At 66.3% G+C, this 26193-nt stretch carries 20 protein-coding genes and 1 pseudogene; 11 read left to right on the top strand and 10 right to left on the bottom strand.

The annotated features are described in order from the left end of the window. Positions 1-167 precede the first annotated feature (167 nt). Positions 168-1031: a 4-hydroxybenzoate octaprenyltransferase gene (gene ubiA / locus C7402_RS03645; RefSeq protein ID WP_116609682.1), complete on the top strand. Its 864-nt coding sequence runs from the start codon at positions 168-170 to the stop codon at positions 1029-1031. Between the two features lie 78 nt (positions 1032-1109). Here the strand turns inward: ubiA and proC are convergent, their stop codons facing one another. The 6 genes from proC to C7402_RS03675 all read right to left on the bottom strand — a co-directional run bounded on the left by proC (position 1110) and on the right by C7402_RS03675 (position 8373). Beyond that, positions 1110-1925, bottom strand: coding sequence for a pyrroline-5-carboxylate reductase (proC, locus tag C7402_RS03650; protein ID WP_112171891.1), 816 nt, complete (start codon positions 1923-1925; stop codon positions 1110-1112). A 22-nt stretch (positions 1926-1947) separates the two neighbouring features. Further along, positions 1948-2646: a YggS family pyridoxal phosphate-dependent enzyme gene (locus tag C7402_RS03655; RefSeq protein ID WP_112171890.1), complete on the bottom strand. Its 699-nt coding sequence runs from the start codon at positions 2644-2646 to the stop codon at positions 1948-1950. A gap of 216 nt (positions 2647-2862) precedes the next feature. Continuing rightward, positions 2863-4092 carry a glycolate oxidase subunit GlcF gene (gene glcF, locus C7402_RS03660; protein ID WP_116609620.1) on the bottom strand — a complete coding sequence of 410 codons (1230 nt, stop codon included), beginning with the start codon at positions 4090-4092 and terminating at the stop codon, positions 2863-2865. Between the two features lie 18 nt (positions 4093-4110). Further along, positions 4111-5199, bottom strand: coding sequence for a glycolate oxidase subunit GlcE (glcE, locus tag C7402_RS03665; protein ID WP_116609621.1), 1089 nt, complete (start codon positions 5197-5199; stop codon positions 4111-4113). Between the two features lie 165 nt (positions 5200-5364). After that, a complete protein-coding gene (locus C7402_RS03670) occupies positions 5365-6849 on the bottom strand; it encodes an FAD-linked oxidase C-terminal domain-containing protein (protein ID WP_372460341.1) in 1485 nt (494 codons plus the stop codon). Positions 6850-6957: 108 nt separating this feature from the next. Then, positions 6958-8373, bottom strand: coding sequence for an FAD-binding oxidoreductase (locus C7402_RS03675; protein WP_116609622.1), 1416 nt, complete (start codon positions 8371-8373; stop codon positions 6958-6960). A 157-nt stretch (positions 8374-8530) separates the two neighbouring features. Here C7402_RS03675 and C7402_RS03680 point away from each other — a divergent pair, with 157 nt between their 5' ends. Together C7402_RS03680 and hmpA are read left to right on the top strand one after the other, a co-directional pair. After that, positions 8531-9106, top strand: coding sequence for a cob(I)yrinic acid a,c-diamide adenosyltransferase (locus C7402_RS03680; RefSeq protein ID WP_116609683.1), 576 nt, complete (start codon positions 8531-8533; stop codon positions 9104-9106). Between the two features lie 230 nt (positions 9107-9336). Beyond that, positions 9337-10539 (top strand): NO-inducible flavohemoprotein, encoded by a 1203-nt coding sequence (gene hmpA / locus C7402_RS03685; RefSeq protein ID WP_116609623.1) that lies wholly within the window; start codon positions 9337-9339, stop codon positions 10537-10539. A 130-nt stretch (positions 10540-10669) separates the two neighbouring features. Here hmpA and C7402_RS03690 read toward each other — a convergent pair whose 3' ends face one another. Next, on the bottom strand, positions 10670-11674 hold the full coding sequence (locus tag C7402_RS03690) for a GlxA family transcriptional regulator (RefSeq protein WP_112171884.1): 1005 nt from the start codon (positions 11672-11674) through the stop codon (positions 10670-10672). Between the two features lie 258 nt (positions 11675-11932). Between C7402_RS03690 and galU the strand changes: the two are divergent. Continuing rightward, positions 11933-12887 (top strand): annotated as a pseudogene (gene galU / locus C7402_RS03695) (UTP--glucose-1-phosphate uridylyltransferase GalU). A 69-nt stretch (positions 12888-12956) separates the two neighbouring features. Here galU and C7402_RS03700 read toward each other — a convergent pair. The 3 genes from C7402_RS03700 to C7402_RS46735 all read right to left on the bottom strand — a co-directional run bounded on the left by C7402_RS03700 (position 12957) and on the right by C7402_RS46735 (position 15949). Then, entirely contained in the window at positions 12957-13409 is a 453-nt protein-coding gene (locus tag C7402_RS03700; protein ID WP_112172114.1) for a GDP-mannose mannosyl hydrolase, read from the bottom strand. 185 nt (positions 13410-13594) lie between these two features. Then, positions 13595-15529, bottom strand: coding sequence for a hypothetical protein (locus C7402_RS03705; protein ID WP_133254409.1), 1935 nt, complete (start codon positions 15527-15529; stop codon positions 13595-13597). A gap of 243 nt (positions 15530-15772) precedes the next feature. Next, positions 15773-15949, bottom strand: coding sequence for a hypothetical protein (locus C7402_RS46735; protein WP_165841770.1), 177 nt, complete (start codon positions 15947-15949; stop codon positions 15773-15775). A 204-nt stretch (positions 15950-16153) separates the two neighbouring features. On the opposite strand from C7402_RS46735, the gene C7402_RS03710 reads away from it, so the two are divergent. The 7 genes from C7402_RS03710 (at position 16154) to C7402_RS03740 (ending at position 26184) form a co-directional block, all read left to right on the top strand. Beyond that, entirely contained in the window at positions 16154-17149 is a 996-nt protein-coding gene (locus C7402_RS03710) for a GlxA family transcriptional regulator (RefSeq protein WP_112171881.1), read from the top strand. Positions 17150-17288: 139 nt separating this feature from the next. Then, positions 17289-18815, top strand: coding sequence for a mannose-1-phosphate guanylyltransferase/mannose-6-phosphate isomerase (locus C7402_RS03715; RefSeq protein ID WP_112171880.1), 1527 nt, complete (start codon positions 17289-17291; stop codon positions 18813-18815). A gap of 30 nt (positions 18816-18845) precedes the next feature. Beyond that, positions 18846-20234, top strand: a complete 1389-nt coding sequence (locus C7402_RS03720; protein ID WP_116609626.1) for an undecaprenyl-phosphate glucose phosphotransferase — start codon at positions 18846-18848, stop codon at positions 20232-20234. 66 nt (positions 20235-20300) lie between these two features. After that, positions 20301-22532 carry a polysaccharide biosynthesis tyrosine autokinase gene (locus C7402_RS03725; protein ID WP_112171878.1) on the top strand — a complete coding sequence of 744 codons (2232 nt, stop codon included), beginning with the start codon at positions 20301-20303 and terminating at the stop codon, positions 22530-22532. Positions 22533-22623: 91 nt separating this feature from the next. Then, positions 22624-23742, top strand: coding sequence for a GDP-mannose 4,6-dehydratase (gene gmd / locus C7402_RS03730; protein ID WP_112172113.1), 1119 nt, complete (start codon positions 22624-22626; stop codon positions 23740-23742). Positions 23743-23749: 7 nt separating this feature from the next. After that, positions 23750-24709: a GDP-L-fucose synthase family protein gene (locus C7402_RS03735; protein ID WP_112171877.1), complete on the top strand. Its 960-nt coding sequence runs from the start codon at positions 23750-23752 to the stop codon at positions 24707-24709. Positions 24710-24828: 119 nt separating this feature from the next. Next, positions 24829-26184 (top strand): glycosyltransferase WbuB, encoded by a 1356-nt coding sequence (locus C7402_RS03740; protein WP_116609684.1) that lies wholly within the window; start codon positions 24829-24831, stop codon positions 26182-26184. The last annotated feature ends 9 nt before the right edge of the window (positions 26185-26193 follow it).

Here is a 26193-nt window from a genome sequence, read left to right on the forward strand (position 1 = left end):
CGGCGCGCAGGCGCCGCTCACTGATTGCGACGAGTTGCGACGAGTTTGCGACGCAGGCCCGCCGGATGCCCGGCGGGCCTGCGTTTTTGCGCGGACGCGGGCGCGGCTCGCGGCGAAGCGCCCGCGCCCTGGCCTACAATAGCGGCATTGCTTTTCCCGCCCCGATCATGTTCGCCCGACTCCCGCTCTATTTGCGGCTCGTCCGCATGGACAAGCCGATCGGCAGCCTGCTGCTGCTGTGGCCGACGCTCAACGCGCTGTGGATCGCCTCCGACGGCCATCCCCCGGTCTCGCTGCTGGTCATTTTCACCATCGGCACGGTGCTGATGCGCTCGGCGGGCTGCGCGATCAACGATTACGCCGACCGCGACTTCGACCGCCATGTGAAGCGCACGGCCGAGCGTCCGATCACGTCGGGCCGTATCCGGGCGTGGGAGGCCGTGGCGATTGCGGCGGGGCTCGCGCTCGTGTCGTTCCTGCTCATCTTGCCGCTGAACGGGCTCACCAAGCAGCTTTCGGTCGTGGCGCTGTTCGTGGCGGCCTCGTATCCGTTCACGAAGCGCTTTTTCGCGATTCCGCAGGCGTATCTGGGCATCGCGTTCGGCTTCGGCATTCCCATGGCGTTCGCCGCCGTGCAGGACCACGTGCCGACGCTCGCATGGATTATGCTGGCCGCGAACGTGTTCTGGTCCGTAGCCTACGACACCGAATACGCGATGGTCGATCGCGACGACGACATCAAGATCGGCATTCGCACCTCGGCGCTCACCTTCGGCCGCTTCGACGTGTTCGCGATCATGCTCTGCTATGCGGTCACGCTCGGCATTTACGTGTGGGTGGGCCTGGCGCTGGGCTTCGGCTGGCTCTACTGGCTCGGTTGGGCGGCGGCCGTGGGCTGCGCGATTTACCACTACACGCTGATCAAAGACCGCGAGCGCATGCCGTGCTTCGCGGCGTTCCGCCACAACAACTGGCTGGGCGGCGTGCTGTTCGTGGGGATCGCGGCGCATTACGCCGTCGCGGGGCTCTAAAGCCGCATCGACTTCATATGAAAAAGCGCCGGGTGTGCATGACACACCCGGCGCTTTTTTTATTCGGGACCTGTTGGCTTACTGCTTGCCGAACTCTTCGCCCATTTCCTTCGCGCGCGCATCGGCCGCGAGCACGCCCTTGACGATGGCGGCTTTCACGCCCGAGGCGTCGAACGACGCCAGCGCGGCGGCGGTGGTGCCGCCCTTCGACGTCACGCGCTCGCGCAGCACGGCGGGCGGCTCGTCCGATTGCAGCGCGAGCTGCGCGGCACCCGTGAACGTGGCGATGGCGAGCGCGCGGCCTTGCTGCTCGTCCATGCCGAGCTGGCGCGCCGCTTCTTCCAGCGCTTCGATGAAATAGAACACGTAGGCCGGGCCGCTGCCCGAAATGCCCGTGACCGCGTCGATCTTCGCTTCGTCGTCGAACCAGACGGTTTGACCGACGGCGCCGAGCACGTCCGAGGCGAGCTGGCGGCCCGCCGCGTCCACGCCGCTGCTTGCGACGAGGCCAGTTGCGCCCATGCCGATCAGCGCGGGGGTATTCGGCATCGTGCGCACGACGCGCGCATGGCCGTTCAGCCAGCGCGACAAGTCGTCGATGCGAATGCCGGCCATGATGCTGATGACGACCTGATGCGCGCCCAGGTGCGGCGCGATGCCTTCGGCCACGGCCTTGGCGATTTGCGGCTTCACGGCGATCAGCACCGCGTCGTACGCGGCGAGTGCGGCGTCCGCGGCGGCGCCGGTGCGCACGCCGAACTGCTCGGCGCTGCGCTTGCGGGCGTCCTCGTTCGGATCGATCGCGTAGAGGTTGTCGGCGGGAACGCCCTTGCGGATCAGGCCGCCGATGAGTGCGGCGGCCATGTTGCCGCCGCCGATGAAGGCAATTTTCATGGTGATGGAATCGGTCAGTGAATCAGTGAGAGTAGTCGCGCGCGCCGAAGATCGCGGTGCCGACGCGCACGATCGTCGCGCCTTCCAGCACCGCGGCTTCTAGGTCGGCCGACATGCCCATGGAGAGCGTGTCGAGCGCGAGGCCTTCTGCGCAGAGCGCGTCGAACAGCTCGCGCAACTGGCGGTGCGGCGCGCGTTGCGCCTCGAGCGAGGTTTCCGGCTCTGGGATCGACATGAGCCCGCGCAGGCGCAGGTTGGGCAGGGCCGCGATCTGCCTCGCGACCTGCTGCGCTTCTTGCGGGGTGACGCCGCTCTTGCTGGCTTCGCCGCTCACGTTGACTTGCAGGCAGACGTTGAGCGGCGCCATGCCGGCCGGACGCTGCGCCGACAGGCGTTCGGCAATCTTCAGACGATCGACTGAATGGACCCAGTCGAAACGCTCGGCCACGGGGCGTGTCTTGTTCGATTGGAGCGGCCCGATGAAATGCCATTCGAGACCTGCACGCAGGTCGGCGAGCGCCTCGATCTTGTCCACGCTTTCCTGCACGTAGTTTTCGCCGAACGCGCGCTGGCCGGCGGCGTGGGCGGCGCGCACGTCCTGCGCGGGAAACGTTTTCGAAACCGCGAGCAACTCCACGCTTTGCGGGTCGCGGCCGGCGTTACGGGCGGCGGCGGCGATGCGCTCGCGGACGGCTTCGAGATTGTGGGAGAGATCGGTCATCGTGCTTGAGGCCGGCGCGCTCACGGGTGCACGCCGGTTTTGGATCCAAAACGATCAGAACGACGGCCATTATACGGACTGCGCAAGGCGCGAAAAACTGGCCAGAAAGCGTAGGACCCTTCCTACGCCATTTGGCCGACTGTTTGCGTGGGCGGCGCCTCGTTACGCTGGTTCCGTCCCCGATGCGCTCAGTCGCCCGGTTGCCCTCAGCCCTGCCTAATTCGCCGCCAGCATATGTTCGACCAGTTCAATCCAGTGCGTGACCGGAATTGCCGTGCCGCTTTGCAGGTGCGTGATGCAGCCTATGTTGGCCGAAACGATCAGTTGCGGCTCCAGGGCCTGGAGCCGGTCCACCTTCTGGTTGCGCAGCGCATAGGAAAGGCGCGGCTGCATGATCGAGTAGGTGCCCGCCGAGCCGCAGCAAAGATGGCTGTCAGCGGGCAGCCGCACGTCGAGGCCGAGCGCCGTGAGCAGCTTCTCCACGCCGCCGCGCAACTGCTGGCCGTGTTGAAGCGTGCACGGCGGGTGCCATGCCACCGTCTTGATGCCGCGCCGCCGCGTGGTCGCGACGAGTTGCTCCTCGAATGCGGGCAGCAATTCGGAAAGATCGCGCGTGAGTTCGACCACGCGGCGCGCTTTTTCCACGTAGGCCGGATCGTCGCGCAGCAGGTGCGCGTATTCCTTCACCGTCGCGCCGCAGCCCGAGGCGTTCATCACGATCGCTTCCACGCCTTGCTCGATGTAGGGCCACCAGGCGTCGATGTTCGCGCGCACGTCGGCGAGCGCGTCGTCGGCGTAACCCATGTGCAGGCGGATCGCCCCGCAGCAGCCCGACTGCGGCGCCACGATCGTTTCGATGCCGAGCGCGTCCAGCACGCGCGCAGTGGCGATGTTGATGTTGGGCATCATCGAAGGCTGCACGCAGCCTTGCAGCATCAGCATCTTGCGCGCGTGCGTCGCCGTGGGCCACGCGAGCGGGCGCTGGCGCACCGGCACCTTGTCGCGCAGGCGCTTGGGCAGGAGCGGGCGCACCTGCTGCCCGAGGCGCATGGCGGGCGTGAAAAGCGCACGGCGCGGCAACAGGCCCGCGAGCAGGCGGCGCATGAAGCGCTGGCGCAGCGGCCGCTCCACCATGTGCTCGGCGTGCTTGCGGCCCAACTCCACGAGGCGCCCGTACTGCACGCCCGAAGGGCAGGTGGTCTCGCAACTGCGGCACGTGAGGCAGCGGTCCAGATGCATGAGCGTGCTCTTCGTGACCGGCGCGCCTTCCACCATCTGCTTCATGAGGTAGATGCGCCCGCGCGGGCCATCCAGCTCGTCGCCAAGCAGTTGATAGGTCGGGCAGGTCGCGGTGCAGAAGCCGCAATGCACGCACTTGCGCAGGATCGCGTCGGCTTCGTCGCCGTCGGGAGTGTTGCGAATGAAGTCCGCGAGGTTCGTCTGCATCGCCGCGTGTCGGTGTCGTCAGAAGTCGGAATACAGCCGGCCGCGATTAAAGATGCGGGCCGGGTCGAACGCGGCTTTCAGGCCGCGATGAATCTTCATGAGCGGCGCGGGCAAGGGCGTGAACACGCCCGCGCTGCGGTCGTAGTCGCGCCCGGTGCGAAATATCGTGGCGTGGCCGCCCGCCTGCTTCGCGCTGATGCGCACCGTTTGCGCGTCGGTTTCGGTGATCCACCAGCGCTGCGCGCCGCCCCATTCCATGAGCTGTGCGCCGGGCAGTTGCAGGGGCTCGGCGATGGACGGCAATGCGAGCCGCCACAGCGCCGCGTTCGGTGCGATCGAGGCGAAGAACGGATCGGTCTGCTCGCGCAGGCTTGCCCAGAAGCGCTCGGCTTCCACGGCGTCCACCACTTCGCCGCCCAGGCTCGAGCGCGCCGTTTTCACGGCCGCTTCCGCGCCCGCAAGCCGCACCGCGAGCGTGCCGTTGCGCCAGGCGCTCGCCGTCATCGGCAGCGGGTGGCCGCCCCATTCGTTGAGCTTGCGCACGGCGTCGGTGCCGTTCATGTCGAACTTGAGCGTGGTTTCGGCCTGCGGCACGGGCAGCACCTTCACGGAGAGCTCCAGCAACAGGCCGAGCGTGCCGAGCGATCCCGCCATGAGCCGCGAGACGTCGTAGCCCGCCACGTTCTTCACGACCTGGCCGCCGAAATGCAGCACCTGGCCGTGGCCGTTCATGAGCACCGCGCCCAGGACGAAGTCGCGCGGCGCCCCGGCGCTCGCGCGCCGCGGCCCGGCAATGCCTGCCGCGATGCAACCGCCGAGCGTCGCCTGGGCGCCGAAATGCGGCGGCTCGAAGGCGAGCATCTGGCCGTGCGCCGCGAGCGCTGTCTCGATTTCCGCGAGCGGCGTGCCGACGCGCGCCGTGATCACGAGTTCGGCCGGGTCATAGGCAATGATGCCGCGGTGGGCGCGCGTGTCGAGAATCTCGCCTTCGAGCGTCTGGCCGTACCAGTCCTTGGTGCCCCCGCCGCGAATGCGCAGCGCGCGGCCTTCGGCGCTCGCGGTGCGGATGCGTTCGGACCAGTCCGAGACGATGTCGTCCTCTTCCATGTCGTGATGGTCGCGCTCGTTCGTTATATGGTTCGTTCGATTGTACTGAGCGAACCTCGCCTGACAACCCGGAGCGGACCCGCATGCGGGTCACGCGAAACGCATAAGCGGCGCGGTGGCTGGCGCGTGCTTGTGCGTCTGTTGGTGCCTCTGTTAGTCCGTCTGTCAGAAGCGCGGCAACTCGGGGTGCGGCAACAGATTCCCGCGCACGTGCATGCGCCCGTACTCGGCGCAGCGCGCGCGCGTGGGAATGCCCTTGTCGGGGTTGAGCAGCCCGGCCGGGTCGAACGCGTGCTTCACCGCGTGAAACGCGTCGCGCTCCTCGGGCGAGAACTGCACGCACATCGAATTGATCTTCTCGATGCCCACGCCATGCTCGCCCGTGACCGTGCCGCCCAGCTCGACGCAGGTTTCGAGAATGTCCGAGCCGAAGGCCTCGGCGCGATGCCACTCGTCGAGGTCGTTGCCGTTGAAGAGAATGAGCGGGTGCATGTTGCCGTCGCCCGCATGGAAAACATTGATGCAGCGCAATCCATACTGCTTTTCCATCTCGTGGATGCGCGCGAGCAGCGGCCCGATCGCGCGGCGCGGCACGGTGCCGTCCATGCAGTAGTAGTCGGGCGAGATGCGGCCCGCCGCCGGAAACGCGTTTTTGCGGCCCGACCAGAAGCGCAGGCGTTCTTCCTCGGTGCGCGAAATCTGGATGCGCGTCGCGCCATGCTCGCGCAGCACTACGGTCGTACGCGCGATCTCGTCGGCCACTTCCTCGGGCGTGCCGTCGGCTTCGCACAGCAGGATCGCGGCGGCGTCGAGGTCGTAGCCCGCGTTCACGAACTCTTCCACGGCGCGGGTGGCCGGCTTGTCCATCATTTCGAGGCCCGCCGGGATGATGCCCGAGGCGATGATGCCCGCCACGGCGTCGCCGCCCTTCACCACGTCGTCGAAACTCGCCATGATCACCTGCGCCGTTTGCGGGCGCGGAATCAGCTTCACGGTGACTTCGGTCACGATGGCGAACATGCCCTCGCTGCCGATCATCACCGCGAGCAGATCGAGGCCGGGCGCGTCGGGCGCGAGCGAGCCGAATTCGACGACCTCGCCCTCCATCGTCACCGCGCGCACGCGCAGCACGTTATGCACGGTGAGGCCGTACTTGAGGCAATGCACGCCGCCCGAATTCTCCGAAACGTTGCCGCCTATCGTGCAGGCGATCTGCGAGGAAGGGTCGGGCGCGTAGTAGAGGCCGAAGGGCGCCGCGGCTTCCGACACCGCGAGATTGCGCACACCGGGTTGCACGGTGGCCGTGCGCGCGTAGGGATCGACTTCGAGAATGCGCTTGAAGCGCGCGACGGAAAGCACGATGCCGTGCCGGATCGGCATGGCGCCGCCCGAGAGGCCGGTGCCCGCGCCGCGCGGCACGATCGGCACGTCGAGGCGCCGGCAGATCTGCACGATGCGCTGCACCTGCGACTCGGTTTCCGGCAGCGCCACCGCGAGCGGCAGCCGCCGGTAGGCGGCCAGCCCGTCGCACTCGTAGGCGACGGTGTCTTCTTCACGATGCAGCAGGCAGTGCGCCGGCAGCACTGCCATCAGCGCCTGAACCACTTCGCGCTGGCGTTGCGCGAGTGCTTCCGGGCTCAGGTCGGGCATTTTCCCGTCCGGTGCGTTCATGTCTCCTCCCGCGTGTTTGTCGTGCCGCCGGGCGCATCTTGCGTGCGCTCCGGCGGCGCATGGGCGGCGCTACGCGCCTGGCGCGTCTCAGGCCGCCCAGCTGAAGATCTTGCCCGGATTCATCAGATTGTGCGGATCGAGTGCATGCTTGATCGCGCGCATCGTGTCGATGGTGTCCGCGCCGTGCTCCTCCACGAGGAAACCCATCTTGTGCAGCCCCACGCCGTGCTCGCCGGTGCAGGTGCCGTCCATGGCGATCGCGCGCTGCACGATGCGGTGGTTCAGGCGCTCGGCTTCCTCGATCTCCTCGGGCTTGTCCGGGTCGATCAGGATCGCCACGTGGAAGTTGCCGTCGCCCACATGGCCGACGATCGGGCAGGGCAGCGGCGAGGCCTTGAGGTCGGTTTCCGTCTCGATCACGCATTCGGCAAGGCGCGAGATCGGCACGCACACGTCGGTTGTGACCGCGCGGCAGCCGGGCTTCAGTTGCAACATCGCGAAGTAAGCGTTGTGGCGCGCGTTCCAGAGGCGGCTGCGGTCTTCAGGGCGCGTGGCCCATTCGAAGCCTTCGCCACCGTGCTGCGCGGCGATCTCCTGAACGATCTGCGCCTGTTCCGCAACACCGGCCTCGGTGCCGTGAAATTCGAAGAAGAGCGTGTGCTTCTCGCGCAGCGTGAGGTTCGAATGCTTGTTGATCGCGCGCACCGCGAGCGAGTCGATGAACTCCACGCGCGCGACCGGCACGCCCATCTGGATCGTTTCGATCACCGTGCGCACGGCCTCGGCCATCGAGGGGAACGCGCACACCGCCGCCGAAACCGCCTCGGGCTGCGGGTAGAGCCGCACCGTGATTTCGGTGATGATGCCAAGCGTGCCCTCCGAGCCAACGAACAGGCGCGTGAGATCGTAGCCCGCCGACGACTTGCGCGCGCGCGTGCCGGTCTTGATCACGCGGCCGTCGGCGAGCACGGCGGTGAGGCCGAGCACGTTCTCGCGCATCGTGCCGTAGCGCACGGCGTTGGTGCCGGAGGCGCGTGTGGCCGACATGCCGCCAATGCTCGCGTCCGCGCCCGGGTCGATCGGGAAGAACAGGCCCGTGTCGCGCAGCGCTTCGTTGAGCTGCTTGCGGGAGATGCCCGGCTCCACCGTCACGGTGAGGTCTTCGGCGTTGATCGAGAGCACGCGGTTCATCTGCGAGAGGTCGATCGACACGCCGCCCTGCACGGCCAGCAAGTGGCCTTCGAGCGACGAGCCGTTGCCGTAAGGAATGATCGGCACGCCATGGCGGGCGCACAGCTTGACGATGGTCTGGATTTCCTCGGTGCTCTGCGCGAACACCACGGCGTCGGGCAGTTGCGGGTCGAAGGGCGACTCGTCGCGGCCGTGATGGGCGCGCACGGCTTCGGAGACGGAGACGCGTTCGCCGAACGCGCTGCGCAATTCATCGAGGAGAACGGTGGGGAACGGGCGGCGTGCGGTAGCCGGCGGCGCGGGGTGATTCACGCGGGTGTCTCCTTCGTATGGACGTGATTTCTGGCTCGGTTCATTTTACGCTGAACGTTCGCGCCCGCGCGGCGCGCCCCCATGCTGCGCTGCACGAAACCTATAATGGCGCGCCATGCGCAAGCCGCGCCAATCCACCGCCTCGGAGGGGTACATCATGGGCAATCGCCTGAGCAAGATCGCGACACGCACCGGCGACGACGGTTCGACCGGACTCGGCGACGGCAGCCGCGTGCGCAAAGACGACGCGCGCATCGCCGCGATCGGCGACGTCGACGAGCTGAATTCGCAGATCGGCGTGCTGCTGTGCGAGACGCTTCCCGACGACGTGCGCGAAGCGCTCGTCGCGATCCAGCACGATCTGTTCGATCTGGGCGGCGAGCTTTGCATACCGGGCCACACGCTCGTCACCGACGAGCACCTCGCGCGCCTCGACGCCTGGCTCGCGCACTACAACGCGACGCTGCCGCCGCTCAAGGAGTTCATCCTGCCGGGCGGCTCTCGCGCCGCCGCGCTGGCACACGTCTGCCGCACCGTTTGCCGGCGCGCCGAGCGCATGGTCGTCGCGCTGGGCGCCGCGCCGAACTCGGGAGCGCCGCTCGCCGACACGCCGCGCCGCTACGTGAACCGGCTGTCCGATTTGCTGTTCGTGCTCGCGCGCGTGCTCAACCGCGCGGCGGGCGGCAGCGACGTGCTCTGGCGGCACGATCGGGGCGCGGGCAAGGGCGCATAAAGAGGGTTCGAACTAAGGCCCGCGATTCGACGCAAGCCGTCATGCGTGCGACGGGGTGAAACACGCTTTCCCGCGTCGTAAAAGACCTGTGCGAGCCCCTGCGGCGGCTACCCGCCGCGGCCTCGCGCGCGGCGCAATCCGGAAAATGCAGGGGTGCGACAAAATGCCTGGGTCGGCCTGTCGCGTTAAAGATGTATCTTGTGTGCATGTTTAACAAGGAGAAGCCGCAAATGACTGCGCTCACCGCTGACCAGATCGCCCGCGTCAAGGCCACTGCGCCCGTTTTCGCCGAGCACGGCGCCACGATCACCAAGCATTTCTACCAGCGCATGTTTGCCGCGCATCCCGAGCTCAAGAACATCTTCAACCAGACGCACCAGCAAAGCGGCAGCCAGCCCGAAACCCTCGCGCGCGCCGTCTACGCCTATGCGGCGAACATCGACAACCTCGGCGCGCTGGGCGGCGCGGTCACGCATATCGCGCACAAGCACGCGAGCCTGAACATCCGTCCCGAGCACTATCCGATCGTCGGCCGCCATCTGCTCGGCGCCGTTGTGGACGTGCTCGGCGACGCCGTCGACTCGCCCACGCTCGAAGCCTGGACCGTCGCCTACGACCAGCTCGCGAACATCATGATCGGCACCGAGGCGAAGCTGTACGAGGGCGCGTCGTGGAGCGGCTTCCGCCCGTTCAAGGTAATGCGCAAGCAAGTTGAAAGCGACGAGATCACCTCGTTCTATCTCGCACCGGCCGACGGTGCGTCGGCTGGCGGTTTCGAGCCGGGCCAGTACGTGAGCGTGACGCGCTTCGTCGACAAGCTCGGCGTGGACCAGCCGCGTCAGTACAGCCTTTCTGACGCGCCCAACGGCAAGTGGCTGCGCATCTCCGTGAAGCGCGAGGCGGGCCGCGGCGACGCGCAGCCGGGCCACGTGTCGAACCTCATGCACGACGGCGTGGAAGAGGGGACGGTAGTGCACGTGAGCGCGCCGATGGGCGAATTCACGCTCGATCGCAAGAAGACCACGCCGGTCGTGCTGATGAGCGGCGGCGTGGGCATCACGCCGATGAAGTCGATGCTTGCCACGCTGCTCGCCGGGCGCAGCGAGCGCAAGGTGACGTTCGTGCACGCCTGCCGCAACACCAAGGTGCATGCATTCCGCGACTTCCTGCGTCACGCTGTTTCGGAGTATCCAAACGTCAAGCGCGCGGTGTTCTACGAAGAAGTGGGCGCGGCCGACCGCAAGGGTGTGGATTACGACTTCGAAGGCCGCATGGACATCGGCCTCATCGAAGCGGACGTGATGCTGCCCGATGCCGACTACTATCTGTGCGGTCCCGTGGCCTTCATGCGCGAGCAGCGCGAGGCGCTGATTGCACGCGGTGTGGATGCCTCGCGCATTCACACGGAGATCTTCGGCTCCGGCATGCTGTAACCGGCCGGGCAACCCCGTCTGAATGAAAACGACGCCGCGCGAATGCGCGGCGTCGTGCGTTTGCGGCCTGATTTATGGCCTGTTATGCGGCCCGTTGCCAGCTTCAGGAAGGCTCCAATCTCGCGCCACCTCACTCACCCGAAGCGCGCCGGTTCACCGCGCGATACCCCGACGGCGAAATCGACAGCCGCCGCCGGAAGATGCGCGCGAGCCGTTCGCCGCGCGGCACGCCGCAGCGCTGCGCGATCTCGTCGATCGGCAGATTGGTTTGCGCGAGCAGCAGGCAGCTTGCGTCGAGCCGCGTGCGCAGCAGGTACTCGGAGGGCGTGAGGCCCGTCTGCGTCTTGAAGTGGCGCAGGAAATTGCGCATGCTCATTTGCGCGACGCGCGCCGCGTCGGCGACCGAGATCGGCTGGTGATAGTTCTCGCGCAGCCAGTGCGCGGCCGAATTGATCTTGCCGTTGGCGCTGTCCGACTCGCCGTCGTCGAGCATGGGGCCAAGCCGCTCCCACGAACCCGGCATCGAGTCCTCGGACACGCGCTGCGCGAGCGCCACGCCGTGATTGCGCTTGACGACCTTGAGCGCGGCGACGAGCGCCTCCGAAGGCGCGATGACCGAAGCGCCCGCGTTGCGCGCTTCGAGCGCGCGGCGCAGTCGCTGCGCCGAGGTCGCCGTGTTGCCGCTGCCGCGCAGGAAGGGAACGTCGGCGGCGGCGAGCACGGCGCGGCCTTCGCCGAGCGCACGCAGGATGCGCACCTTCGGCGCGAGCGCTTGCAGCCGCGCGATGAGCCGCACGTTGTCGCGCGCTTCGGCCGCGCCCCGGCCGCCCGCGATGAAAAGCGTGTCGAAGCCGCTGCGCAGCGGCCCGTGCAGGCTTTCGGTCCATACGCGCAGGCCGCAGCCGCTGGCCACGTTGCCGCCAGCCTCGGAAAGCAAGACGAGCGAGTAGGCGGGGAGTGTGTCGGCGCAGGCGTCGTTTGCAAGACGAAACACGTCGGCGAGCAAGGTCACGTCCCCGAGCGGGAAGCCCTCGAAAACCAGGATGCCGATGCGTTTGGCCACGTGTCCGAACTTGAAATGAGCGCCGCGCGGCTGGAAGGCGGCTTGCCGGCAGACCACCCGATCGATGTGCATGGCCGGTTCCTCGCGCAGAAAGGATTCGCAGGAGTACGTTGCGTTTTTGCGTCGCGCGCCCGGGCTTGGCTCGTGTGCGCGTTCACATCACGCTCTCGGGATTCATGATAGGCCGGTCCGCCGCCACCGCACGCCACAGTCTGAAAATGCCGAGAAGTTGGCAGAATGGCTCGATATCCGCTGGGTAAGCTGGCTTCGCGTCCATGATCGCCGCACCTCCGGGCGCGCCACCGAACCGCTGCGAGACACGAGACGATCATGATAAAAGTGCGCAAGGCTGTTTTTTCCGGTTGCGGGTCTCGGCACGCGTTTCCTGCCGGCCACCAAGGCAAGCCCCAAGGAAATGTTGCCGGTCGTGGACAAGCCGCTCATTCAATATGCGGTCGAAGAGGCCGTGGCCGCGGGCGTGACCGAACTGATCTTCGTGACGGGGCGCGGCAAGCGCGCCATCGAAGACCATTTCGACAAGTCCTATGAGATCGAGCGCGAGCTTCAGGCGCGCGGCAAGGCGGCGCTGCTCGAAACCGTGCAGGGCATCAAGCCCGCGCATGTCGAATGCATATTCGTGCGCCAGCCCGAGCCGCTCGGTCTCGGGCATGCGGTGCTGTGCGCGCAGAAGATCATCGGCGACGAGCCGTTCGCGGTTCTACTCGCCGACGACCTCATCGATGCCGACACGCCCGTGCTCGCGCAGATGCTGGAGCGCTTCGACCACTACCATTGTTCCCTCGTCGCGGTGGAGGACATCGAGCGCAAGCATTCGCGCTCGTATGGCGTCGTGACGGGTCGCCCCTGGGACGAGCACGTGTTCCGCATGTCGCGCATCGTGGAGAAGCCCGAGCCCGACGACGCGCCGTCCACGCTCGGTGTCGTGGGACGCTACGTGTTGATGCCGGGCATCTTCGATCATTTGCGCGCCTTGCGTCCCGCGCCGCGCGAAGAGTGGCAGTTGAGCGACGCGATCCAGTCGATGCTCGCGGCCGAGCAGGTGCTCGCGTATCGCTACACGGGATGCCGCTTCGATTGCGGCAGCAAGCTCGGCTATCTCCAGGCGACGGTGGATTACGCGCTGCGCCATCCCGAACTGCGCGACGCATTCGGTGCGTGGCTGCGCGAGCGGGCCGCGCCCGTTGCCAACCTCGCGGCTGTCGATGCCGACGACGCTGGCACGGCGGCCACCGCATCAATTGCGCAGACGGCTGTGGTGGAATGAACGCGCGGTAGCGCATCCTTCCTGAGGCGCGAGCCGCATCGTTCGCGCCCGTCCCGCGCCGGTCAAACCCTATCGAAAGTACTCCTTCGTATTCTTGTGCACGTCATCGCGCACGAGCAACTCTTCCGGCCACAGCCACGCATACTGGCTGTGCTGGTCGAAACGACCCACGGGCACCGTGCTGTCCAGCATGAACGCGTAGGCGAGCACGACATAGTGCGTGCCGATGCCGTTCTCGGCCGCGAAGTTGTCCGGATAGTGATGCTCGTACACGCCGACGAAGCGCGCCGACGAGCGCTGCATGCTCGCAATGCCGAGCTCCGTCTGGACGATGCGCGTGAACGCGGCGTCGAGCCGCTCGTCCTTGCGGATGCGGCCGCCCGGTACGAACCAGGTGCCGCGCGCCGGGCGATTGCGCCGCTGGCCAAGCAGCACGCGGCCATCGGCGTCGGCGACGATCAGGTCGATCGCTACGAGCGGTGCGAGCCGCACCACCTCGAGGAATTCGGTAGGCGACAGCATGGAGGAGCGTATCCGTGGGGTCTCGGTCGTGTCGATGCGATGGTCCGGGTGCAGCCGCTGTGAGCAGGGCGCGTTCATCAGCAGCGCGTTCAACAGCAGTCTAGGCGGCCCAATTTCGCGTTGCACTGTCCGCAGCCGCCTAAGTCTCGCTATCGTGGGCCAAGATTGGGGCGCTCGCGCGGCGCTCAGGGCTTCGGAGCGACGTATCCCGCGGGCGTGATCGCATTCGAGCGCATGACGTCCGCGTTGTCCGACACGACATAGACGGGCGACTCGGTCAGGCGCAGCGGCAGCATGCCGTCGTTGTAGGTCATCGTCGTGGGGTTGCCCATCATGTCGAAGACGCTGACCTGGCCCGAGCGCCCGCGTGCGTCCACCTGGAGCGTGTAGTTCGTGGCGCGCATCGAGTCGAAGCCGGCTTTCGCGCTCCAGCGCGCGTTGTCGTGGCTCCACAGCGCCGTGATCACCTTGCCGCCGCTTTTGCCATTGCTTTTGTCATTGTTCGGCCGCGCGAACGCATAGGCGTAGACGCCCGCGGGCGTGCCGCGCAGCGGTCCGAGCGTATACGTGCCGTCGACGAGCCGCGTCATCGTGGCGACCGCGAGCGCGGCCGGCTTCGGGCTGATGTTCGACGCGCCATACATGCCCTTGGGATGATCGAGCTCGAAGAATACGCCGTAGCCCGCCGTGGTCTCCGGCATATCCGCGCCATAGAAAATGAAGGTCGTGTCCGCGCCCTCGCCGAGCATGATCAGATGCGCGCGCGCGACAACCGCGCCCTGCGCGTAGAGCGTTTGCGCATCGGGATAGTCAGGCGCGTAGTTTTTGCCGATGTCGTAGCTGATGCCCGTTTCGGTTACGAAGAGCGGTGCGCCCGGCTTGAGCACGTCGCGCATCGTCGCGCGCAGTTCGCGCATGGCCTCGGGCAGCGAGAGCGTGCCTTTGTCGGGCGTGCCGTAGAGCCGCTCGGGTGGATGCGAGGGACTCGTGCCGAAGTCGTAGTAGCCGTGGATCGTCACACCGTCCAGATACCTGGCAATGCCAAGCGGTGCGAACTGCTTCAACCACTTCGTGTTGCCCTGGACGCCCGCGTAGGTGGGCCCCATGACGACCGCCGACGGGTCGGTCGAGTGAATGCCTTCGTAAATCGTCTTGTAGAGATCGACGAAATGCGCATCGGTGTCTTTCCAGGGCAGCCCGCCGTCCGCGTCGGGTTCCCAGGTGACCTGATAGTAATTGCGCGCCTGGCGCGGGAAGGTTTTCGCTCGGATGCGTGCGGACTCCGTGCCCACGCGCGCCATGTAATCGCGTAACTGACCCAGCGAGTTCGGCGCGAAGCTGTGCGTTTCCTGGCCGTTCGGGCTCGCCCATGCGGGAATGCCGTCGAGCTGGATCAAGCGCATGATGTCGCCGGGCTTGAACTGGAGATCGAGTTCCGAGCTGGCGGGATCGAACGTGTTGGGACCTTTCGGTTCCATGACGTACCAGCCGCGTTTGTCGTTGGCCCACGCGAGGCCCAGATCCGTATAGAGCGGACGCAGGCCGTCGCCGCCGCAGCAGTGCTGTCCCGGCGCGATATAGGCGGAGCCTTGGCCGCCGAAGCGGTGCAGGTCCTGGCGCGAGAAGGTGGGCGCGGGCAGTGCGCTGCTCACGTCGGGCAGCACGCCGAAGGTCGCGATGCCGGCGGGCCGCGTGCCGCGCTGGGGCAAACCCGCTGACGACTGCGATGCCAGTGAAGCCGAAAACGCGAAGTACCCCGCCTGCGGCATCGTGCAGGTGAGTGACGTGACGCGTGGCCCCGCCGCCACCGCGAAACTGCCGCTTGCCTGCGTGCGGCTCCACGTGTCGGAGATGTCCCATCGCACCTTGTCGTCGCGCGTGGCGCGCGTCGTGACGTCGATACGGATGCTCTTGCCGCGAGGAAAGAGTTGCGTGCCGTCGCTGCCGGGTGTGTCGGCCGCAATGAGTTCGTCGCCCGCCGCCGCGGCGCGGCCGCTGCTGCTGCTGCATACGGGCGCATCGGCGGCGTGGCAGGTGAATGACGCCAATAAACCCGCGAGCGCGAGCGCCGCGCGGGTGTGCTTCATGAGTGTTGACGCAACGTCGGAGCGCTCAGTCATAGGGCTTTCCTCACAACCTGAAAGGCTAAGACTAGTTGCTTGCACGCGTCACTTGACGCCAGGGTCCAGTTATTTTTCGCAATTTCTCCACAAGCCTTCGCGCATGACTTGTGCAGTGCTCGCTTAGCGCTTTCATATAAATTGCCTGTTTGTGAATTTTTTTATTGTGCGACGCACCCAGGAATTAATGGGTTTAAAATGCGCTTCACATCGGCTGAATCGGTGCTCAATGCCTCTTAAACATCATTTAATCAGACGAATAGGCAGGCGGTTTTTTATCGCCTGATTAGCCTCCATCCCGTGCGCACGCATCGATCGGCAGGCATTGAGGAATTGGTAGTAACAAAGGCGAAAATACCGCTCTATCAGCATTTCAGCCATTTTTGCCAGGTTGATGTAATCGAACGAATTGCCTTTCACGCAGTTTGCTCCTTGTCTCATGCAGTTGTGCGCATGCTTCTAATCGGTCCGCGACCGGACTAAATGCGCCAATGTCTCGCCAGTTTCGGTCAGTCGTCGTTGCAGGAATTTTTATCTGCCTATGATGCACTGCACACGGAATGCTATCGAAATGCTATTACCGGGACTTTTCGCTTCGGACGGGGGACTGTTTAGGGGAAAAGCATGGCGTACGCAAGTCTGGATTTGCCGTCGTACAGTCGCCCGCATCTGGTTACCGCGGGCATCAGTCGAGAGGTGCGTCACATCGCGATTCTGCTGTTCGATGGTTGTTCGCTTCTCGGCGCCGGGATTGTGGCGGAAGTGTTTCATGTCGCTAATGAACTCTCGACCGACACCGCCCGTACTTCGCCTTACGATGTAAGCATCCTTTCCGCCGATGGCGGCAACGTCACCTGTTCGTCGTCGGTGCGGGTATGGACCGACGGGCTCGACGCGCGTCACTATGTGGGCTTCGACGCGCTGTTCGTGGCGGGCGGCAAGGGCGCCTTCACGGCCGCCAACGACGAGCGCCTCATTGCGTGGCTGCGTCACGTGCATGCGAACACCGGCACCATTCGTCCGATCGGCGAAGGCCGTTCGTTGCTCGAGGCGGCGAGCCTGTGCAGTCAGCGCACACAGCACGAGTTCGGTTCGTACGCGATGCAGAACGGTCGCGACGAAACCGGCGGCGACGCCGGCGACCGGCTCGAGTCGATGAAAAGCGCCCTCACGCTCGTCAAGCGCGATCTGGGTGTGGATGTTGCGCGCGCGGTAACGGAGCGGCTCATGCCCGATTCGGGCGGCAACCTCATGCCTTTCCTTGGCGACGCACTCGGCAGTGCACCGGCCGACAAGGTCAGGGCGGCGGCGCGCTGGCTACAGGAGAACTGCCAGCGAGCCATTTCGATTGCGGACGCGGCGCAGGTGGCGGCCATGAGCGAACGCAATTTTCTACGCCGCTTCAAGCTCGAAATGGGCATCACGCCATCGGATTACTTGTTGCATGCGCGTCTTGCGATCACGTGCAGCCTGCTCACCGATTCGGAATTGCCGGTCGACAAGATCGCGCGGCGCACCGGCATGGGCAATGGCGACCGTCTCGCCAAGATCTTTCGCAAGCGCATGATGATTTCGCCCACCGAATACCGCGAACAAAGCCGTCGCGAAGCGGGCGTCTAGATGTCGTGACGCGCGCACGCAACGCCGATGTCGTAACGCAGCGGTAACAACGGTCGCACTTCGTTACAAAGGGGATCGCACTTCGGGGATCGCACATCGCGAGCCGAGCCGATCCTGCCCGATATGCAGGAGTCCGAATATGATTGAAAGGTCATCGATCCAGCAGGGTCAGGCCCGTGCCGAGAGCGAGCGCAGCGCGCCCGAAGGCGCGGCGGCGTGTACGCGCATCGTGCCCATCGTGCTGGCAGGCGGCTCGGGCACACGGTTGTGGCCGATGTCGCGCGAACATTTTCCTAAACAGCTAATTGGCGTGGTGGGCAGCGACACGCTGCTGCAAGCGACCGTGCATCGTCTCGACGGCTTTTCGCCCGAGTGGCAGGTCGCGAGCGCACCGATCGTCGTATGTGGCGAAGAACATCGCTTCGTGATCGTCGATCAACTGCGTGCTTGCGGCATGGACGCGCGGCTCGTGGTCGAGCCCGCGCGGCGCGATACCGCGCCGGCGCTCACGCTTGGCGCGGCGCTAGCGTGCGCCAACGGCGACGACGCGATCCTTGTCGTGATGCCCTCGGACCACGCCATCGCCGATGTCGGGGCGCTACAGCGCGCTCTCGAATGCGCCGCGCGCCACGCGCAGCGCGGCGCCATCGTCACGCTGGGCGTGCCGCCGCGCTCGCCTGAAACAGGATTCGGTTATATCCGCGTGGGCGAGGCGCTCGAAGACGGCGCGCGCCGCATCGACGGCTTCGTCGAGAAACCGGCGCCCGAGCTTGCCATGCAGTACGTCACGCAAGGCGGCTACTGGTGGAACAGCGGCATCTTCGTGATGCGCGCGAGCGTGTGGCTCGACGCACTGCGCGCGCTGCAACCCGACATGCACGAGGCGTGTCTTGCCGCCTTCGTGGACGGCCAGCATGACGGCGCCGTGTTCCGGCCTGCCGTGGCGGCGTTCAAAGGCGCACCCGCCGACTCGATCGATTACGCGGTGATGGAGCGCCTGTCGGCCAGCGAAGGCTGGACGCCCGAGGGCGTGGTGGTCGCGCTCGACGCGGGCTGGTCGGACCTCGGCTCGTGGGACGCCGTATGGGCCGCGATGGACAAGGACGAAGACGGCAATGTGGGGCGCGGGCGCGTGCTGTTCGAAGGGGCGGTCGCGACCTACGCGCACTCCGACGGGCGGCTCGTGGCCTGCGTGGGCACCTCGAACCTCGTGGTCGTCGAAACCGCCGACGCCGTGCTCGTGGCCGACCGCTCGAAAGTGCAGGACGTGAAGGGGCTCGTCGCGCGTATCAAGGCGCAGCGCGCACCGGAGGCCGATTCGCACCGCAAGGTGCAGCGCCCATGGGGCTTTTACGATTCGATCGATCAGGGCGAGCGCTTCCAGGTCAAGCGCATCGTGGTCACGCCGGGTGCGCGCCTGTCGCTGCAACTGCATCACCATCGCGCCGAACACTGGACGGTGGTGCGCGGCACCGCGCTCGTCACGCGTGGTGAGGAATCCTTCCTGATGAGCGAGAACGAGTCGACTTACATTCCGCTTGGCGTGCGGCATCGGCTCGAAAACCCCGGCAAGGTGCCGCTCGAAATCATCGAGGTGCAGTCGGGAGCGTATCTGGGCGAGGACGATATCGTCCGCTTCGACGATACCTACGGCCGCTGCGGTTGAGCGATCCGCCACGAGCGACAGGGAGAAAGCATGCGCGAGCTTCAGAATCTGATGGCCAGAGTGCTCGACGTGGCTGCCGTGATGATCGGCGCGAGCGTGGCATCGGAGATCCGCTTCGAAGATGTCGTGCCGCGCGGCGTGAACGAAGCGTTCGTGCTGCTTGCGGCCGCGTTCGCGCTCGTGATCTTTCCGGCGTTCGAACTCTATCAGTCGTGGCGCGGCCGCTCCAAGGCGCTGCTCGCGGGGCAGGTGTCGCTTGCGTGGCTCGTGGTGCAGGCCTGCGCGCTGATCTCGATGTACTCGACGATGCATCACGTGGACGCCGTCTCGCGCCTGTGGTTTGCCTACTGGACCGCGGTGGCGGGCGGCCTGCTCATCACGTGGCGCATCCTGGCGCACGGCGTGCTCTCGCACGTGCGGCGCGCCGGCCTGAACCTGCATCAAGTCGCCATCGCGGGCTCCGCCTCGCAGTGCGACGAGATCGTGCGCCGTATCGCAGCGGAGCCCGGCTCGGGCTTTCGCGCGGGTGCCCTCTACAACACGATGCCGCAAACGTCGCCTGCGAGCGCGAGCGAGACCACCGTTTGCGACACCGTCGAAGGGTTCGCGCACTATATCCGCGAGCACGACGTGCACGAGTTGTGGCTTGCGCTTTCGCTTGCGGAGGAGCGCACCGTGGTGCGGCTCGTGACCGAATTTCGCAACGACCTCGTGAATATCCGCTTCATTCCGGACGTGCGCTCGCTGGCCCTCTTCGACACCAGTAGCGTGATCGAGCTGCTCGGCGTACCGGCGATCAACCTCGTGGCCTCGCCGCTACCCGCGAGCGCGCAGTTCAAGAAAGCGGTGTTCGATCGCGTGTTTGCCAGCCTTGCGCTCGTGAGTCTCATGCCGCTGCTGATTGGCATTGCGATCGCGGTGAAGCTGTCGTCGCCGGGACCGGTGTTCTTCAAGCAACGGCGCAAGGGCGCGGACGGCCGCGTGTTCACGATCTACAAGTTCCGCACGATGCGCGTGCACAAGGAAGCGCCCGGCACCGTGAGTCAGGCCACGCGGCACGACCCGCGCGTGACGCGCATTGGCGCGTTCCTGCGCCGCACGAGTCTCGACGAACTGCCGCAGTTCTACAACGTGTTACGCGGCGACATGTCAGTGGTCGGACCCCGCCCGCATGCGCTTGAACACGACGATCTTTATCAGCGCGTGGTGACCGGTTACATCCACCGCTATCGCATCAAGCCCGGCATTACCGGCTGGGCGCAGGTCAATGGTTTTCGCGGCGAGACCGATCGCCTCGAGAAGATGGAGATGCGCGTAGCGCACGACCTCTATTACCTCGGCCACTGGTCGTTCTGGCTCGACATGCGCATTATCGCGGCCACGATCATTCACGGGCTGGTTGGCCGCAACGCTTACTGAGCGCGGCGGCACGAACCCGATGGGCGCGCACTCGCGCGAGCATCACCAGGTTTCGGGAGAAGCAAGATGGCGATGAACTATGACGGCGCTTACTACGGCGCGGCTGGCGCCGACGAGCGATATCTGGGCGACTATCTGCAAACGATGGTTGCGAACTGGCGTGCGATCGCTATCGTGACGCTGGCCGTCACGCTGCTCGGCACGGCGTATGCGTTCCTCGCCACGCCGACGTATCGCGCCGACGTGCTGTTCCACCTAGTCGACAAGGGCGACGGCAGCAAGAAGGACAGCAGCTTGCCGCCGCTCACGGGCATGTTCGACGAGAAGTCGTCTGCGAACGGCGTGATCGAAATGCTCAAGTCGCGCAACGTGACCGAAGAGACGGTGCGGCGGCTGCACCTCGACATCGGGGCGCGCCCGCGCACCATGCCCGTGATCGGCGGCATGCTCTCCGGCATTCTCGGCGCGCCGTGGGCGCAGCATCTGCCGTCGTTTCTGCGCCCAACGGGCTACGCGTGGTCCGGCGGCGACATCAAGGTGTCGCGCTTCGACACGCCCGAGGCGTTTTACGAGCGCGACTTCACGCTCGTGGCGGGCGACGAGCCCGGCACCTTCACGCTGCGCGACCCCGACGGCATTCCGCTCCTGCAAGGCCGCGTGGGCGAAGACGTGAAGGCCAACACGGCGGTCGGGCCGATCTCGCTGCACGTGGACAGCCTGAGCGGCGCGCCCGGCACGCCATTCCTCGTCACGCGCGCCTCGACGCTCACCACCGTCGACCGGCTCGAACATGCGCTCGACATCCAGGAAGTGGGGCTGCAATCGGGCGTGATCCGCGCGAGCCTCGAAGGCCATAACAGCAAGCTCACGGCCTCGATCCTCAACAACGTCGCGCAGGAATTCATCAAGCAGGACGTGGCGAGCCGCTCGGCCGAAGCCGAACACATGCTTGCCTTCCTCGACGAGCAACTGCCGCAACTGCGCTCGCAGGTGGACGCGGCCGAGCAGAAGTACAACAAGTTCCGTAACGAGCACGGCACCGTCGATCTCGGCGAAGAAAGCCGGCTGCTGCTCCAGCAGGTGAGCGACAACAAGATCCGGCTCGAAGACCTGCGCCAGCAACGCGCGGAACTTGCGCAGCGCTTCACCGAGCATCACCCGGCTGTCCAGGCGCTCGACGCGCAGATCGGCACGCTGCAAAGCGCGCAGTCGCAACTCACGCGCAATGTGGCGCAACTGCCGGACACCGAGCAGACCGCCGTGCGGCTCTTGCGCGACGTGCACGTGAGCACCGAGCTTTATACGAGCCTCCTGAACAGCGCGCAGCAACTGCGGGTCGCGCGGGCAGGGCAGGTGGGCGACGTGCGCGTGGTGGACTTCGCCGAAGCGCCCGATGATCCGGTGCGCCCGAAGAAGCTGCTCGTGATCGTGCTCGCCATCGGCGCGGGCCTCGTGCTGGGCGTGCTTGTCGCGTTCGTGCGCAAGTCGCTGTACGGCGGCGTGGAACGCCCCGACGAACTCGAAGCCGCGCTCGGCGTGCCGGTTTTCGCCGTGGTGCCGCGCAGCCCGCAGCAATTGCGCCTCCAGCATCACGTCGCGTCGCGCCGCCGCGGGCTGCACGTGCTGGCGCAGCAGAATCCGCAGGATATCGCCGTGGAGGGCGTGCGCAGCCTGCGCACCTCGCTCCAGCTCACGCTCAACGACGCGCGCAACAACATCGTGATGCTCACGGGCTCGCGGCCCGACATCGGCAAGTCGTTCCTCTCGGTCAATCTGGCCGCGCTGGTCGCTTCGGTGAACAAGCGCGTGCTGATTGTCGATGGCGACATGCGGCGCGGCGACGTGCACTCGCACTTCGGCATCGCGCACCAGCCGGGGCTATCGGACGTGCTGCTCGGCGCGGAGCTCGACACGGCGATCCAGCACGAAGTGTTGCCGGGCCTTGACGTGCTTGCCAAAGGTTCGTTGCACTCGCATCCATCCGAGCTTCTCATGAGCGCGCGCTTCGAAGCGCTGCTCGACGAACTGAAGTCGAGATACGACCTCGTGATCGTCGATACGCCGCCGGTGCTCGCCGTGACCGATTCGACGGTGATCGGGCGCTATGCGGGCACGACGCTGCTCGCGATTCGCCACGGTCGCCACCCGATTTCGGAGCTGGAGGAAACGGTCAAGCGCCTGCGTATCGGCGGCGTGAACCTGCGCGGCGTGCTGCTCACCGACGTGCCGAAGACGGGCGCGTTCATCGGCGGCGGTTATCGCGGCGGTTACTACGGTTACGAAAGCGTTGCAGGTTAGGTAGCAGCGGGTCCGCGGTTGGCTGGGGGGCCGCCGCGGATGATGGACCCTCCGAATCCCATATCGCTCACGCGAGGAGAGAACGATGGCGATGGCTCGTAAGGTTGCGTTGATCACCGGCATCACCGGTCAGGACGGTTCGTATCTGGCAGAACTGCTTTTGAACAAAGGCTACGAGGTGCATGGCATCAAGCGGCGCTCGTCGCTTTTCAACACGGACCGCATCGATCACCTGTATCGCGACGTGCACGACCCGGAACCCGGCATCCAGCTTCATCACGGCGAGCTGACCGATTCCACGGCCCTCTTGCGCGTGATACAGCGCGTCGCGCCCGATGAAATCTACAACCTCGCCGCCCAAAGCCACGTGGCGGTGTCGTTCGAGGAACCCGAGTACACGGCGAATGCAGACGGCCTCGGCACGCTGCGCATTCTGGAGGCGATCCGCATTCTCGGCCTCACCCAGAAAACGCGCTTCTACCAGGCCTCGACCTCCGAGCTTTACGGGCTCGTGCAGGAAGTGCCGCAGCGCGAGACCACGCCGTTCTACCCGCGCAGTCCGTATGCGGTCGCGAAGCTGTTCGCGTACTGGACCACGGTCAACTATCGCGAGGCGCACGGCATCTTCGCGTGCAACGGCATTCTCTTCAATCACGAGTCGCCGCAGCGCGGCGAGACCTTCGTCACGCGCAAGATCACGCGCGCCATCGCGCGCATCGCCGTCGGGTTGCAGAAGGTGCTCTATCTCGGCAACCTTTCGGCCATGCGCGACTGGGGCCACGCACGCGACTACGTCGACATGCAGTGGCGCATGCTCCAGCAGCCCGAGCCGGAAGACTATGTGATTGCAACGGGCGTGCAGTACAGCGTGCGCGACTTCGTGCGCGCGGCGGCGTCGGAACTCGGCATCACCGTGCGCTTCGAGGGTAACGGCGTGGACGAGGTCGGCATTGTCGATCATGTGGACGCGCGCGACATGCGGCTCGAACCGGGCGACGTGATCGTGCGCGTCGACCCGCGCTACTTCCGCCCGACCGAAGTGGAAACGCTGCTCGGCGACGCCTCGAAAGCGCAGGAGAAACTCGGCTGGAAACCGGTCACTTCGTTCCACTCGCTCGTCAAGGAGATGGTGCGGGCCGACTACCAGATCGCCCGGCGCGACGCGCTCGTCACGCTGGCCGGCTTCCGGGCTCTCGAACATCACGAGTGACGCGCACATGGACAAGCATTCCCGAATCTTCGTGGCCGGCCATCGCGGCATGGTGGGTTCCGCGCTCGTGCGCGCCTTGCAGGCGCACGGCTACTGGAACCTCGTCACGCGCACGCGCGCGGAGCTGGACCTCACCGATCAGGCCGCCGTCGATGCGTTCTTCGAAGGCGAGAGCATCGACGCGGTGCTGCTCGCGGCGGCGCGCGTGGGCGGCATTCTCGCGAACTCCACTCAGCCCGCCCAATTCGCCTGGGACAACCTGGCGATCGAGACGAATGTGATCCGCGCGTCGTATAACGCGGGCGTGGAGCGGCTGGTGTTCTTCGGCTCTTCGTGCATCTATCCGCGCGAATGCCCGCAGCCGATTCGCGAGAACTATCTGCTCACCGCGCCGCTGGAGCCGACCAACGAGGCCTACGCGATCGCGAAGATCGCGGGCCTGAAGCTGTGCGAAGCGTACAACCGCCAGTACGGCACGCATTTCGTTTCGCTGATGCCGACCAATCTCTACGGCCCCAACGACAACTACGACCTCGGCAGCAGCCACGTGCTGCCCGCGCTGATCCGCAAGGCGCACGAGGCGCGCGTGAGCGGCCAGCGCACGCTGACCGTGTGGGGGTCGGGCAAACCGCGCCGCGAGTTCCTGCATGTCGACGACCTCGCGGACGCAACCCTCTTCGTGCTGGAGCACGAGACCGGCGACGGCGTCTACAACGTGGGCGTGGGCGAGGATCTGTCGATCCACGACCTCGCACAGCGCGTGTGCGACGTGGTGGGCTTCGAAGGCGAACTGGTGTTCGACGCGACCAAGCCCGACGGCACGCCGCGCAAGCTGCTCGACGTCTCGCGCCTGGGCGGGCTGGGCTGGCACGCGCATATCGGCCTCGACGAAGGGCTCGCGCGCACTTACGACGACTATCTCCAAACGCAGACGGCGCCGGCGTACGAGTCGGGCATGCGGGCCTGAATCGACGGGCGTCTGGTTGGTGGTGGGCGTCGTGCGCGGACCGGATGCACGACGCCCGCTTTTTTTCGCTCGGGCGCGCGAGCCGAAACGAAGCGGCAGTCACGCAGGAAAGCGACGCAATGAGAATCCTGATCTACGGACTGAACTATGCGCCCGAAGTCACGGGCGTGGGCAAGTACACGGCCGAAATGGCGGAGCTGCTCGCGGCGCACGGGCACGAAGTGCGCGTGGTGTGTGCGCCGCCGTATTATCCACAGTGGCGTGTGCATGACGGCTATCGCGCGTGGCGCTACCGGCGCGACGTGCGCCAGGGCGTGAACATCTGGCGCGCGCCGTTGTGGGTGCCGGCGCAGCAGGGCGGACTGAAGCGCATCGTGCACCTGGCAAGCTTCGCGCTCGCCTCGCTGCCGCTGCTCATGCGGCTTGCCGTGTGGCGCCCGCAGGTCGTCATGCTGATCGCGCCCACGCTGCTGTGCGCGCCGGGCGCGCTCATGCTGGCGCGTGCCGTGGGCGCGGGAAGCTGGCTGCACATTCAGGACTTCGAAGTGGATGCGGCGTTCGATCTCGGGCTGCTGCAAGGCGGGCGCGCTTCGCGCATCGCGCGCGCGGCCGAACGCTTGCTGCTGCGCCGCTTCGACGTGGTTTCGTCGATTTCGCCGCGCATGGTCGAGCGCGTGAGCGCCAAGGGCGTGGAGGCTTCGCGCGCCGTGTGCCTGCCGAACTGGGTGGACACCAACGCGATTTTCCCGCTTCCCTATCCGAGCGCGTTCCGGCGGCGTCTTGGCATCGCGCCGGGCAACACCGTCGTGCTCTACTCGGGCAACATGGGCGCGAAGCAGGGCATCGACATTCTCGCCGATGTCGCAACGGCGCTCGCCGCGCGGCCCGACATCAGCTTTGTGTTTTGCGGCGACGGCGCGGCCAGGCGCGAGTTGCAGGAGCGTTGTGCTGCGCTGCCGAACTGCCATGTGCTGCCAGTGCAGCCCGTGGCCATGCTCAACGAACTGCTCAACGTCGCCGACATCCACGTGCTGCCGCAACGCAACGACGCGGCCGACCTCGTGATGCCTTCCAAGCTCACCGGCATGCTCGCGAGCGGCCGTGCGGTTGTGGCGATGGCGCGGCCCGGCACGAGCCTCTACGAGGTGGTGTCGGACCATGGCGTGGTGGTGCCGCCCGAGGACGGCGAGGCGCTCGCGGCCGCGATCGTCAAGCTCGCGGGCGACCCCGGCCGGCGCGCGACGCTCGGGCGCGCAGCGCGACGCTACGCGCAGCGCATGCTGTCACCGCAGGCCACCTTCAGGGCGCTCGAAGAAAGGCTGGGAGCGCTCGCGGGCGAGGTGCCCGCGCCGCCGTCTGCCGGAGCGCCGCGCGCCGCCGCGCGTGGCGCAAACGGGGCGCGTGGCGCGGCCGCCGCGCACAAGCCCGGCACGGGCGGATCGACGTTGCAGGAGGTCGAGCAGTCCGACGTTTGACGGGGTGTG

This window comes from Paraburkholderia unamae, from assembly GCF_003096875.1.
Classification (GTDB): domain Bacteria; phylum Pseudomonadota; class Gammaproteobacteria; order Burkholderiales; family Burkholderiaceae; genus Paraburkholderia; species Paraburkholderia unamae.